This window comes from Microbacterium sp. B35-04, from assembly GCF_010634885.1.
In the GTDB taxonomy this organism is placed as follows: Bacteria; Actinomycetota; Actinomycetes; order Actinomycetales; family Microbacteriaceae; genus Microbacterium.
Map to the genome: position 1 here is coordinate 21,308 of NZ_MWLP01000001.1, position 13,124 is coordinate 34,431.

At 69.0% G+C, this 13,124-nt stretch carries 13 protein-coding genes and 1 pseudogene; 3 read left to right on the top strand and 11 right to left on the bottom strand.

The annotated features are described in order from the left end of the window. The 11 genes and pseudogenes from atpD to prmC form a co-directional block, all read right to left on the bottom strand. Complete coding sequence (atpD, locus tag B1729_RS00095) at nt 1-1,449, bottom strand: F0F1 ATP synthase subunit beta (protein WP_163616520.1); 1,449 nt, start codon at nt 1,447-1,449, stop codon at nt 1-3. A 68-nt stretch (nt 1,450-1,517) separates the two neighbouring features. Next, nucleotides 1,518-2,414 carry a F0F1 ATP synthase subunit gamma gene (locus tag B1729_RS00100; protein WP_163616518.1) on the bottom strand — a complete coding sequence of 299 codons (897 nt, stop codon included), beginning with the start codon at nt 2,412-2,414 and terminating at the stop codon, nt 1,518-1,520. A gap of 20 nt (nt 2,415-2,434) precedes the next feature. Further along, a complete protein-coding gene (atpA, locus tag B1729_RS00105; protein ID WP_163616516.1) occupies nt 2,435-4,072 on the bottom strand; it encodes a F0F1 ATP synthase subunit alpha in 1,638 nt (545 codons plus the stop codon). A 78-nt stretch (nt 4,073-4,150) separates the two neighbouring features. Then, a complete protein-coding gene (locus tag B1729_RS00110) occupies nt 4,151-4,942 on the bottom strand; it encodes a F0F1 ATP synthase subunit delta (protein WP_163616515.1) in 792 nt (263 codons plus the stop codon). Then, on the bottom strand, nt 4,942-5,499 hold the full coding sequence (locus B1729_RS00115; protein ID WP_163616513.1) for a F0F1 ATP synthase subunit B: 558 nt from the start codon (nt 5,497-5,499) through the stop codon (nt 4,942-4,944). The genes B1729_RS00110 and B1729_RS00115 overlap by 1 nt, the downstream gene beginning before the upstream one ends. Before the next feature lie 28 nt (nt 5,500-5,527). Further along, entirely contained in the window at nt 5,528-5,764 is a 237-nt protein-coding gene (gene atpE / locus B1729_RS00120) for an ATP synthase F0 subunit C (RefSeq protein ID WP_159845304.1), read from the bottom strand. Between the two features lie 46 nt (nt 5,765-5,810). Beyond that, nucleotides 5,811-6,605 carry a F0F1 ATP synthase subunit A gene (gene atpB / locus B1729_RS00125; RefSeq protein WP_204259984.1) on the bottom strand — a complete coding sequence of 265 codons (795 nt, stop codon included), beginning with the start codon at nt 6,603-6,605 and terminating at the stop codon, nt 5,811-5,813. A 168-nt stretch (nt 6,606-6,773) separates the two neighbouring features. Then, nucleotides 6,774-7,262, bottom strand: a complete 489-nt coding sequence (locus B1729_RS00130) for a hypothetical protein (protein WP_163630016.1) — start codon at nt 7,260-7,262, stop codon at nt 6,774-6,776. Next, nucleotides 7,259-8,461: an MraY family glycosyltransferase gene (locus tag B1729_RS00135; RefSeq protein ID WP_163616509.1), complete on the bottom strand. Its 1,203-nt coding sequence runs from the start codon at nt 8,459-8,461 to the stop codon at nt 7,259-7,261. The genes B1729_RS00130 and B1729_RS00135 overlap by 4 nt, the downstream gene beginning before the upstream one ends. A 287-nt stretch (nt 8,462-8,748) precedes the next feature. After that, nucleotides 8,749-9,420: pseudogene (locus tag B1729_RS00140) on the bottom strand (L-threonylcarbamoyladenylate synthase); the annotation flags it as partial. 53 nt (nt 9,421-9,473) lie between these two features. Next, nucleotides 9,474-10,346 carry a peptide chain release factor N(5)-glutamine methyltransferase gene (gene prmC, locus B1729_RS00145; protein ID WP_163630020.1) on the bottom strand — a complete coding sequence of 291 codons (873 nt, stop codon included), beginning with the start codon at nt 10,344-10,346 and terminating at the stop codon, nt 9,474-9,476. Between the two features lie 189 nt (nt 10,347-10,535). Between prmC and cysK (B1729_RS00150) the strand changes: the two genes are divergently transcribed. From cysK (B1729_RS00150) to epsC, 3 genes are all read left to right on the top strand, one after another. Beyond that, on the top strand, nt 10,536-11,474 hold the full coding sequence (gene cysK, locus B1729_RS00150; protein ID WP_163630023.1) for a cysteine synthase A: 939 nt from the start codon (nt 10,536-10,538) through the stop codon (nt 11,472-11,474). 91 nt (nt 11,475-11,565) lie between these two features. Beyond that, nucleotides 11,566-12,519, top strand: a complete 954-nt coding sequence (gene cysK, locus B1729_RS00155) for a cysteine synthase A (RefSeq protein WP_163616502.1) — start codon at nt 11,566-11,568, stop codon at nt 12,517-12,519. Beyond that, nucleotides 12,516-13,100, top strand: coding sequence for a serine O-acetyltransferase EpsC (gene epsC, locus B1729_RS00160; RefSeq protein ID WP_163616501.1), 585 nt, complete (start codon nt 12,516-12,518; stop codon nt 13,098-13,100). Before cysK (B1729_RS00155) ends, epsC begins: the two co-directional genes overlap by 4 nt. Nucleotides 13,101-13,124: the final 24 nt, after the last annotated feature.

The window sequence follows — 13,124 nt, forward strand, 5'->3', positions numbered from 1 at the left end:
TCAGCCGTTCTCCTTCTGGATGCGCGCCCACTGCTCTTCGACGTCCGAGATGCCGCCGACGTTGAAGAACGCCTGCTCGGCGACGTGGTCGAAGTCGCCCTTGACGATCGCGTCGAACGACTCGATGGTCTCCTTGATCGGAACCGTCGAACCCTCGACACCGGTGAACTTCTTCGCCATGTAGGTGTTCTGCGACAGGAACTGCTGGATGCGCCGCGCACGCGAGACGACGATCTTGTCCTCTTCGGACAGCTCGTCGACACCGAGGATCGCGATGATCTCCTGCAGTTCCTTGTTCTTCTGGAGGATCTGCTTCACGGCGGTGGCGACGCGGTAGTGGTCGTCGCCGATGTAGCGGGGGTCGAGGATGCGGCTCGTCGAGGTGAGCGGGTCGATGGCCGGGTACAGGCCCTTCGACGCGATCTCGCGCGACAGCTCGGTGGTCGCGTCGAGGTGCGCGAACGTGGTGGCCGGCGCCGGGTCGGTGTAGTCGTCGGCGGGCACGTAGATCGCCTGCAGCGAGGTGATCGAGTGACCGCGCGTCGACGTGATGCGCTCCTGGAGCACGCCCATCTCGTCGGCGAGGTTCGGCTGGTAGCCCACCGCGGACGGCATGCGGCCTAGCAGCGTCGAGACCTCGGAACCGGCCTGCGTGAAGCGGAAGATGTTGTCGATGAAGAGCAGCACGTCCTGCTTCTGCACGTCGCGGAAGTACTCCGCCATCGTGAGGGCCGAGAGGGCCACGCGCAGACGCGTGCCCGGCGGCTCGTCCATCTGGCCGAAAACGAGCGCGGTCTTGTCGAAGACGCCCGCCTCCTCCATCTCACCGATCAGGTCGTTGCCCTCACGGGTGCGCTCGCCGACACCGGCGAACACCGACACACCACCGTGGTCCTGCGCGACGCGCTGGATCATCTCCTGGATGAGGACGGTCTTGCCGACGCCGGCACCGCCGAACAGGCCGATCTTTCCACCCTGCACGTACGGGGTGAGCAGGTCGATGCTCTTGATGCCGGTCTCGAACATCTCGGTCTTCGACTCGAGCTGGTCGAACGCGGGGGCCTTGCGGTGGATGCCCCATCGCTCGGTGACCTCGATCGTCTCGCCCGGCGCGCCGTTCAGCACGTCACCCGTGACGTTGAACACCTTGCCCTTGGTGACGTCGCCGACGGGGACCGTGATGGGGCCGCCGGTGTCGCGCACCTCCTGGCCTCGGACCATGCCGTCGGTCGGCTTCAGCGAGATGGCGCGCACGAGGTCGTCGCCGAGGTGCTGCGCGACCTCGAGCGTGATCTCGGTGCGCTCGTCGCCGATCGCGATCGTCGTCTTCAGCGCGTTGTAGATGTCGGGGATCGAGTCGTGCGGGAACTCGATGTCGACGACGGGGCCGGTGACGCGGGCGACGCGCCCGACGACCGCCGTCTCGGTCTTGTCAGCGGTGAGGCTCATGGCTTCTTCTCTTTCGTGTGGTCTGATGTCGCAGTGCGTATCGGGCCGGACGCCCGGCGGCTTTCCGCCTACTTGCCCGAGGAAAGGGCGTCGGCGCCGCCGACGATCTCGGCGATCTGCTGCGTGATCTCGGCCTGACGCGCGTTGTTGCGCAGGCGGGTGTAGTCGGTGATGAGCTTGTCGGCGTTGTCGCTGGCCGACTTCATCGCCTTCTGCGTCGCGGCGTGCTTCGCGGCCGACGACTGCAGGAGGGCGTTGAACACGCGGCTCTGGATGTACACCGGGAGCAGCGCATCGAGCACGGTCTCGGCGTCCGGCTCGAACTCGTACAGCGGGTACACCTGCGCCGACGACTGCTCCTCGGCCTCGACGACCTCGAGCGGAAGCAGGCGGACCGTCTCGGGCGACTGCGTCATCATGCTGACGAAGCGGTTGTAGACGAGGTGGATCTCGTCGACGCCGTTCTCGTCGCCGCCGCGGTCGTACGCGTCCAGCAAGGTGGCGGCGATCTCCTCGGCCGTCGTGAAGTGCGGCGTGTCGGTGTCGCCCGTCCACTCCGCCGCGCTTTCCATGCGACGGAACTGGAAGAAGCCGACGGCCTTGCGCCCGACGAGGTAGAACACCGGCTCCTTGCCCTGCCGGCGGATCAGCTCAGCCAGCTCGAGACCCTCGCGGAGGATCTGCGAGTTGAATGCGCCGGCGAGGCCGCGGTCGGACGAGAAGATCACGACCGCGGAGCGGCGGATCGTCTCGCGTTCGACGGTGAGCGGATGGTCGACGTTGGAGTGCGTCGCCACGGCGGCGACGGCACGCGTCACAGCCCGCGCGAAGGGCGACGACGCGCGCACGCGCGCCATCGCCTTCTGGATGCGCGAAGCCGCGATGAGTTCCATCGCCTTCGTGATCTTCTTGGTCGTCTGAGCAGTGCTGATCTTCTGCTTGTAGACCCGGAGTTGTGCGCCCATTGTGGTAGTCCGGTATCGCCTTAGCGGCGGCCCTTGACGATCTTCTCCTGGTTGACGTCCTGGGCCTCGGCTGCCGCGACCTCTTCGTGCCCCGGCTTGCCGATCGCCTGGCCCTTGCCGGCCTGGAACTCGAGGATGAAGTCGTCGGTCCGCTTGGTGAGCTCGGCGACGGTGTCGTCGTCCAGCACATTGGTGTCGCGGAGCGTGTCGAGGATCGTGGTGTTGCGGCGGAGGTAGTCCAGCAGTTCGCGCTCGAACGACAGGACGTCCTCGACCTCGATCGAGTCCAGCTTGCCGTTGGTGCCGGCCCAGATCGAGACGACCTGCTCCTCCACCGGGTACGGCGAGTACTGCGGCTGCTTGAGCAGCTCGGTCAGACGCGCGCCGCGGGCGAGCTGGCGACGGGATGCCGCATCCAGGTCGCTCGCGAACATCGCGAACGCCTCGAGCGAGCGGTACTGGGCGAGCTCGAGCTTGAGCGTGCCCGAGACCTTCTTGATCGACTTCACCTGTGCGTCGCCGCCGACGCGGGACACCGAGATGCCGACGTCGACCGCGGGACGCTGGTTGGCGTTGAAGAGGTCGGACTGCAGGAAGATCTGGCCGTCGGTGATCGAGATCACGTTGGTCGGGATGTACGCCGAGACGTCGTTGGCCTTCGTCTCGATGATCGGCAGGCCCGTCATCGAACCCGCACCCAGCTCATCCGACAGCTTCGCGCAGCGCTCGAGCAGGCGCGAGTGCAGGTAGAAGACGTCGCCCGGGTAGGCCTCGCGGCCCGGCGGGCGGCGCAGCAGCAGCGAGACGGCACGGTAGGCCTCGGCCTGCTTGGTCAGGTCGTCGAAGATGACGAGGACGTGCTTGCCCTCGTACATCCAGTGCTGGCCGATGGCCGAGCCGGTGTACGGCGCCAGGTACTTGAAGCCGGCGGGGTCCGACGCGGGGGCGGCGACGATGGTGGTGTACTCCATCGCACCGGCGTCCTCGAGGGCGCCCTTGACGGCCGCGATCGTGGAGCCCTTCTGGCCGATCGCGACGTAGATGCAGCGGACCTGCTTGCTGACGTCGCCCGACTCCCAGTTGGCCTTCTGGTTGATGATCGTGTCGATCGCGATGGCCGTCTTGCCGGTCTGGCGGTCGCCGATGATGAGCTGACGCTGGCCGCGGCCGACCGGGATCATCGCGTCGATCGCCTTGATGCCGGTCTGGAGCGGCTCGTGCACGCTCTTGCGCTGCATGACGCCGGGCGCCTGCAGCTCGAGGGCGCGACGGCCGACGGTGGCGACCTCGCCGAGTCCGTCGATCGGGTTGCCGAGCGGGTCGACGACGCGGCCCAGGTAGCCGTCGCCGACGGCGACCGAGAGCACCTCACCCGTGCGGGTGACCTGCTGGCCGGCCTCGACGCCCGAGAACTCGCCGAGGACGACGACGCCGATCTCGTGCTCGTCGAGGTTCAGCGCGAGGCCGCTCGTGCCGTCGGCGAACGTCACGAGTTCGTTCGCCATGACACCGGGCAGGCCCTCGACGTGGGCGATGCCGTCCGCGGCGTCGACGACGGTGCCGACCTCGGTGGCCGCAGCCCCGGTGGGCTCGTAAGCGGCGACGAAGTCCTTCAGCGCGTCACGGATGACGTCGGGGCTGATAGAGAGATCTGCCATTGTTTTCCTTCGTTCATGGGGCCTCGGCCCCGAAAGCTCCGCGCGGTTCCGGTCTCGGCCCCGTGCGGGAAGTCTGTGTCAGCCGGCGAGCCGCTGACGGAGGTCGGCCAGTCGCGCCGACACGCTCGCGTCGATCACGTCGTCCGCGATCTGCACGCGCACGCCGCCCACGACGGTCGGGTCGACGATGGTGTTCAGCGACACCGGGGTGCCGTAGCGCTTGGACAGCGCCGCCGTGAGCCGCTCGCTCTGCGCGGCGCTCAGGGGCGCAGCAGCGACGACCGTCGCCACCGCGCGGTTGCGCTGATCGGCCACCACTCGCGTCGCGCGCGTCAGCAGCTGACGGACGCGCCGCTCGCGCGGCTCGCGGACGAGGGATGATGCGATCAGCGTCGCCCCCGCGCTCGCGCGGCCCCGCAGCAGGGTCTCGACGAGCGCGCCCTTCGCTGCCGGGTCGCCCAGCCGGCTTCCCAGCGCCAACTCGAGCTCGGGGTTGTCGGCCACGGTGCGCGTGAACGCGAACAGCTCGGCTTCGACGTCGGCCCGCCCATCGGCCACCGCCGCTGCCCGCACCGCGAGCTCTTCGATGGCGTCGACGAGGTCGTCGGCCGACGACCAGCGCTGTGTGACGGCGGTCGTCAGCAGCGACGCCGTCGTAGGGCTCACCGCCGCACCGAACACGTCGGAGACGACCTGGCGGCGGGCCTCGGCGGGCGCGGCGGAGTCGGCGAGCGCGCCGCTCAGCTGCGACGAGTCGCCCACGGCGCGCGCCACGGCGAACAGTTCGCCTGCCACGTCGAGGTCGACGCCCGACGCGGCGCGCAGCGCCGCCGTCGTCGTCGCCAGGGCCTGAGTGGACGCGCTACCCATTACGCCTTCGCCCCTTCGGACTCTTCGAGCTCGGCGAGGAAGCGGTCGACGACGGCCTGAGCCTTCTTGTCGTCGGACAGCGACTCGCCGATGACACCGCCGGCGAGGTCGAGGGCGAGCGTGCCCACCTCGCTGCGCAGCGACACGAGTGCGGTCTGGCGCTCGGCTTCGATCTGAGCGTGCGCGGTCGTCGTCAGACGCGTGGCTTCCGCCGCAGCGGTCTCCTTGGCCTCGGCGACGATCTTCTTGCCGTCCTCACGGGCGGCGTCGCGGATCTCACCGGCCTCCTTGCGCGCGTCGGCGAGCTGGGCGGTGTACTCCTCGAGCGCCGCCTCGGCCTTGCGCTGAGCCTCGTCGGCCTTGGCGATGTTGCCCTCGATCGCCGTTGAGCGCTCGTCGAGCAGCTTCTTCATGCGGGGAAGGGCGACCTTCCAGAAGATGAAGAGGATGACGATGAAGCACACCGACGACCAGATGATGTCGTACCAGGCGGGAAGCAGAGGGTTGTGCGCTTCGGCACCCTCTTCCGCGGCGTACGTGACAAGAGCGTTCAGCATCCTGTCTCCTTAAGACTGGTTATCGGGATCAGAAGCCGAAGATGAAGCCGGTTGCGATACCGATGAAGGCGAGCGCTTCGGTGAAGGCGATACCGATCCACATCAGCACCTGCAGGCGACCTGCCAGCTCGGGCTGACGGGCGACGCCCTCGATGGTCTTGCCGACGACGATGCCCACGCCGATGGCCGGGCCGATTGCGGCGAGACCGTATCCGACGGTCGCGATCGAGCCGGAGACCTCTGCGAGAACCGTAGTTGCGTCCACGGGGGTGTTTCCTTTCGGTTGTGGGCGGCCTTCCGGCCGTCCCGTATCAGTGCTCTTCGGCGACCGCGAGCTGGATGTAGACCGCGGTGAGAAGGGCGAAGACGTACGCCTGGAGGACGGCCACCAGGATTTCGAACAGGGTGAAGACGAAGCCGAACGCGAGGCTGCCCGCGCCGAGCACCGTCCACCAGCCGCCCATGTCGACGATGAAGAACTGCGTCGCGGCGAAGAAGAGGACGAGCAGGAGGTGGCCGACCATCATGTTCATCAGGAGTCGGAGCGTCAGCGTGACGGGCCGGATGACGAACGTCGAGATGAGCTCGATCGGCGTCACGATGATGTAGATCGGCCACGGGACGCCGGAGGGGAAGAGCGAGTTCTTGAAGAAGTTCTTCGGGCTCTTCTTGATGCCGGCGTAGATGAACGTGACGTAGCTCACGATGGCGAGCGTCAGCGGCACCGCGATGATGCTCGTACCCGCGATGTTCAAGAACGGGATGATGCCCGTGATGTTCATGAACAGGATCATGAAGAACATCGTCGTGAGGATCGGGAGGAACCGCTGGGCATCCTTCTTGCCGAGCAGGTCTTCGCCGATGTTGACCCGGACGAAGTCCAGGCCCATCTCCACCAGGCTCTGGAATCGTCCGGGCACCACGCGCATTCGGCGGGTACCGAGCCAGAAGATCACCACGACGGCGACCGTCGCGAGGAACTGGATCAGATGGATACGGTGGATCGGGATGACACCGAACGCTTCGAAGAGGATCTCCGGGAAGAACTCATCGATCGAAGGTCCGTGGAACTCCGGCGGAGCGTCCGCGGCAATGGGGGCGATCAGGGTCGCAGCATGAGTAAACAGCGCTGGCTCCAGCTTCGGGGCACCGGCATAAAACCGTTGCGACGATGGTCGGTGAGCGTCACTCCGCAAGTCCTCGCAGAGCGAGTGGGCGGGCGCTCGTTCAGCCTATCAAACTTGTGAGGTCGCTGAATCCGCGGGCGGGCGCATTCAGGAAGCCCCGGACGCTTCGTCCGTGCGGTCCCCCGCATCCGGATCCGTCGGCAGGTCCACGTCGCTCACGTGCGGCACGCGCATGCGCAGCATGACCACGACGTCGATGGCGAGCGAGGCGAGCACGCTGACCACCAGCGCGACGAAGAATACGCCGGGCTCGATCCAGGGCTGCCCGCGGAGGATGAAGAGGATCGCGATGAAGACCACGAACTTCAGGATCCATCCGCCCATCACGATCCCGAAGAAGATCGGCACGTAGAGCTCATTGCCGTACCAGCGGTTGGCGATGAGGATGCTCGCGCCGGTGATCCCGAGGAAGACCGCCGCGACGAGCACGCCCGCGAGAGCGCTCCATAGACCCGTCGTTCCGGCCACGAGGAACCCGACGATGGCGCCGACGACGGCGAGGACCGCCGTCACGCTCGCCGACCACACCAGGACGGTGCGCAGGATCGGGGTGCTGGATACGGGGCTGGCGCTCATCGGGCGTCCTCCTGTGCGGGCGCAGGATCGGGCTGCGTTTCGGGTGGTTCGAGCGCGGCCGGCGGGCGCGCGGCACGGCGGTGCGAGGGAAGGAATGTCACGACGAGGCAGGCGGCGATGCCGACCGCGCCGTAGAGCACGCCGAAGAGGTAGTCCCCCGGCCACTCGAGGGTCGTGCCGATGTACATGAGCAGCACCGACAGGCTGACCAGCGCGGTCCAGGCGTAGAAGATGAGCACGGCATCGCGGTCGGTGTGCCCCATGTCGAGCATCCGGTGGTGCAGATGCTTGCGGTCGGGCGAGAAGGGCGACTTGCCCCGGCTCATGCGCCGCACCACGGCGAGGCCGAAGTCCAGCAGCGGCAGCAGCACGACGACGACGGGCAGCAGGATCGGGATGAAAGCACCGAGCAGCTGCGAGCGGCCGAACGCGTCGTTGTCGGCGACCATCGCCGGGTCGAAGTTGCCGGTGATCGAGATCGCCGAGCACGCCATGAGGAGTCCCAGCATCAGGGCGCCGGCATCCCCCATGAAAAGGCGTGCGGGGCTCCAGTTCAGCGGGAGGAAGCCGATGCACGCGCCGATCAGCACCGCGGCGATGAGGGAGGACAACGTGAAGTAGGTGCTCGAGCCGAAGTCGCGGAAGACCATGTACGAGTACGCGAAGAACACCGCGTTGGCGATCAGGCACACGCCGGCGACGAGTCCATCCAGCCCGTCGACGAAGTTCACGGCGTTCATCACCACGACGATCGAGAACACCGTCAGGGTGAAACTCGCCCAGCTCGAGAAGATCGTCATGCCGCCGAGCGGCAGCGTGTAGATCTGCAGCTGCCCGAACCACGCGATCACGCCGGCGGCGAGGAACTGTGCACCGAGCTTGATCATCCAGTCGAGGTCCCACAGGTCGTCGAGCACGCCGACGACCACGATGAGCGCGGTCGCACCCAGCAGCGCGTACATCTGCTGGGGATTCGACCAGACGATGGAGAAGTACGGGTGTGCCGACGACATCGCGAACGCCGCCAGCACGCCGAGGAACATGGCGATGCCGCCCAGGCGCGGCGTCGGCGTCTTGTGGACGTCGCGTTCACGGATGCCGGGATACAGCTTGTATCTCAGGCTGAGTCGCCACACCGCCCACGACAGGACGAAGGTGACGGCCGCCGTGAGCAGGATCGTGAAGACGTATTGCTTCACGAGCGACCGGGTTCCGGCGCCGCGGGCGCTGGGGCCGCTTCCGGCGCGGGGACAGCTTCCGGCGCGGGGGCCGCGTCGGGAGCGGGGGCCGCTCCGGGCACGGCAGGCGTTTCCGTGGCGTCGCCGGTCCCGGGTCCGGCGCCGGTCGCATCCTTCGGTTCCGAGACGGACTCGCCGGCCCGCTCCGGCTCGGCCTCCGGCTCGGAGACGGACTCACCGGCGCGCTCCGGCTCGGATTCCGGCGCGGAGACGGACTCACCGGCCAGCTCAGGCTCGGACTCGGTCTCACTGCCGGGGTCGGGCTCGAGCAGGTCGCCCAGCACATCCCGCAGCTGTGCACGACTCACTGCGCCCTCGCGCAGCACATGCACCCGGGGTTCCGCACCGCCGACCAGGCTCGTGGCGTCGATGATCGTCGACGGGACGCCGGTCTTCGAGGGGCCGTCGCCGAGGTAGACGGCGACGCTGTCCTGCAGCATCCCCTGTGCGTCCTCGGCGGTGATGCCGGCGGCCATCCCGGTGAGGTTGGCGCTCGAGACGGCGAGCGGCCCGGTCTCTTCGAGGAGTTCGAGGGCGATGCGGTGGGCGGGCATGCGCACGGCGACGGTTCCCCGCGTCTCGCCCAGGTCCCAGGACAGCGACGGCTGCGACGGCAGCACGATGGTCAGCCCGCCCGGCCAGAACTCCTGGACGAGGCGTTCGACCGGCTCGGGCACCTCGGCGACGAGCGCACGGAGTGTCGTGATCCCGGCGACCAGCACCGGGGGCGGCGACTGGCGCCCGCGCCCCTTCGCCGCGAGCAGGCGCGCGACGGCCTGATGGTCGAAGGCGTCCGCGGCGACGCCGTAGACGGTGTCGGTGGGAAGGACGACCAGCTCGCCACGGCCGATGGCCTGGCGCGCCTGGCGCATGCCGGTGAGCAGTTGCGCCTCGTCACGGCAGTCGAAGATGGGGGACATGTCGCCCGACAGTCTAATTGGGCGTCCGGCAGGAACGATGCGAGACGGCGTGGTCAGGGGCGCAGGGCCGTCGTGGCGCGGTCGCGCTGCGTGAGATCGGGGTGGGTCGCGGCCGCGCGCCAGCCGTCCGCGGCCAGGATGCCGCGGATCGCCTCGGCCTGCCACTCGCCGTGCTCGATCACGAGCGTGCCGCCCGGGTGCGCGAGGCGCAGGCCCACCCGGCTCAGCACGCGGACGACGTCGAGGCCGTCCTCACCGCCGTAGAGCGCCGCCGGGGGGTCGAAGAACCGCACCTCCGGGTCACGCGGGATGGCGGCATCCGGAACATACGGCGGGTTGGATGCCACCACCGAGACCGTTCCGTCGAGCTCGGGGAAGGCGTGGGCCAGGTCGATGAAGGCCAGGGTCGCGTTGTCGGCGCCGACGTGCACGAAGTTCTCCTTCGTCCAGACGTAGGCGTCGACGGAGTTCTCGGCGGCGAACACCCGCGCGTGCGGCACCTCGGTCGCCATCGCGAGGGCGATCGCGCCGCTGCCGGTGCCGAGATCCACCGCGACGGGAGAAGCGGATGCCGCGGCCCGCAGCGCGTCGATCGCCAGCTGCGCGACCATCTCGGTCTCGGGGCGCGGCACGAACACGCCCGGCCCGACACGCAGCTCGAGGTGTCGGAAGGGCGCCGTCCCGGTGATGTGCTGCAGCGGCTCGCGGGTGGCGCGCCGGGCGACCAGCTCATCGAGGCGATCGGAGTCGGCCTGCGTCAGCGTGTCGCCGCGGATGGCAGCGGCCTGCACTCCCCCGCGTCCGCCACCGAGCACGAACGCGGCGAGCAGCTCGGCGTCGACCACCGGGTCGGCGATGCCGGCCGCGGCGAGGCGATCGGCGGCGGTGCGGAGCGCGTCGGCGACAGACGGTGCGGCGGTGTTCATGACCGGTCCACTCTATTTCGGGATGCTGCACCCCCCGCACCGTGACCGATCTCGCGGCGACGGCACCGGCGCACGCGGGCCGGGCAGGGTACCCCTGCGAGACCAGCCCGTCGTCACAGAAGGACTCACAGGAAAACGTGCGCCTTAGGCTGTTGCTCGACCAGCCGTGAACCCGCGAAAGGCCCCGAAATGACCGGCATTCATCCCGATATCACCTCCGCCTTCGGCAACACGCCGCTCGTGCGCCTGAACCGCATCGCGGAGGGTGTCGGCGGGACCGTCCTGGCGAAGCTCGAGTTCTACAACCCGGCCTCCAGCGTGAAGGACCGCCTCGGCATCGCCATCGTCGACGCGGCCGAGGCGTCGGGCCAGCTGCAGCCCGGAGGCACGATCGTCGAGGCCACCAGCGGCAACACGGGCATCGCGCTGGCGATGGTCGGCGCCGCCCGCGGTTACCGCGTCGTGCTCGCCATGCCCTCGTCGATGTCGATCGAGCGCCGGCTGCTCCTCAAGGGCTACGGCGCGGAGCTCGTGCTGACCGATCCCGCCGGCGGCATGAAGGGCGCGGTCGCGAAGGCCGAGGAGCTCGTCGCCGACATCCCCGGCGCCGTGCTCGCGCGTCAGTTCGAGAACGAGGCGAACCCCGAGATCCACCGCAAGACCACCGCCGAGGAGATCCTCCGCGACACCGATGGCCAGGTCGACTACTTCGTCGCCGGCATCGGCACGGGCGGCACGATCACCGGCGTCGGGCAGGTGCTCAAGGAGCGCGTGCCGGGGGCGAAGGTCATCGCCGTCGAGCCGGCCGACTCGCCGCTGCTCACCAAGGGCACCCCAGGGCCCCACAAGATCCAGGGCATCGGTCCGAACTTCATCCCCGAGATCCTCGACCAGAGCGTGATCGACGAGGTCATCGACGTCGAATTCCCCGACGCCATCTCCACCGCTCGTGCGGTGGGCGAGAAGGACGGCATCCTCGTCGGCATCTCGTCCGGCGCCGCCATCTGGGCGGCCCTCCAGGTCGCCGCCCGCCCCGAGGCCGAGGGCAAGAACATCGTCGTCATCATCCCGTCGTTCGGCGAGCGCTACCTCTCGACCGCGCTGTTCGAGGATCTGCGCGAAGATTGACACGTCACGACGGCGCGCCGGCCCCCCGACCCGTTCGGGCGCCGGCGCGTCGTCGCCGTCTTCCCGCGCCGCCCGAACCGAGGAGCACCACGTGCCCGGCATCCATCCCGACATCACCACCGCGTTCGGTGAGACCCCGCTCGTGCGCCTCAACGCGCTCACGGAGGGTCTCGGCGCGGAGGTGCTCGCCAAGCTCGAGTTCTACAACCCCGGCTCGTCGGTGAAGGATCGGCTCGGCTACGCCCTGGTCGAGGCCGCCGAGGCGGCGGGAGAACTGCAGCCGGGGGGCACGATCGTCGAGTCGACCAGCGGCAACACCGGCATTTCGCTCGCCCTCATCGGCGCCGCCCGCGGTTACAAGGTCATCCTCACGATGCCCGCCTCGATGTCGAAGGAGCGCCGCACGCTCCTGAAGGCCTTCGGTGCCGAGCTCGTGCTGACCGACCCGTACAAGGGCATGACCGAGGCGGTCGACGCCGCGAAGCGCATCGTCGACGAGACGCCCGGGGCGATCCTCGCGCGCCAGTTCGAGCACGAGGCGAACGCGGCGATCCACCGCCAGACCACTGCCGAGGAGATCTGGCGCGACACCGACGGCCGCGTCGACTGGTTCGTCGCAGGCTCGGGCACCGGCGGGACGATCACCGGCGTCGGCCAGGTGCTCAAGGAGCGCAACCCCGACGCCAAGATCGTCCTCGTCGAGCCCAAGGACTCCCCCGTGCTCACCGAGGGCCGCGCGGGCGGCCACCGCATCCAGGGCATCGGACCCAACTTCGTGCCCGACGTGCTCGACCGCTCGGTCGTCGACGAGATCTTCGACGTGGAGTTCGACGACGCGATCCGTGTCGCCCGTGAGCTCGCCACCCGCGAGGGCATCCTCGCCGGGATGTCGGCGGGCGCGGCCGTGTGGGCCGCCCTCCAGATCGCGGCGCGCCCGGAGACGGCCGGTCAGCGCATCGTCGTGATCGTGCCCGACTCGGGCGAGCGCTACCTGTCGACGGCACTGTATGCGCACCTGCGCGACCCCGAGGAGGAGTCGAAATGACCGACGAGCGCATCGGATTCGTCGCGCGCGTACGTGAGGACGTCGCCGCGGCGAAGCTGCGCGACCCCGCGGCGCGGGGCGGCCTCGAGATCGCCGTCCTGTACCCGGGCCTGCACGCCATCTGGGCGCACCGGGTCTGGCACGCGCTGTGGACGCGGGACGTGCGGTTCGTGGCCCGCGCAGGATCGCAGGTCACGCGCTGGCTCACCGGCATCGAGATCCACCCCGGCGCCACCATCGGCCGCCGCTTCTTCATCGACCACGGCATGGGCGTCGTGATCGGCGAGACCGCCGAGGTCGGTGACGACGTCATGCTCTACCACGGCGTCACACTCGGCGGCCGGCAGCGCGAGGGCGGCAAGCGGCACCCCACCATCGAAGAGGGCGTCGCGGTCGGCGCGGGCGCGAAGATCCTCGGGCCCATCACGATCGGCGCGGGGTCCGTCGTGGGCGCGAACGCGGTCGTCACCAAGGACGCGCCCGCCGACTCCGTATTGGTCGGCGTGCCGGCGAAGCCGCGCGCCCGCCGCAGCGGCGACGACACGCGCGCCCTGCTGACGACACCCGAGTACCACATCTGACGCGGTCGGTCGGGCGGGCAGTCC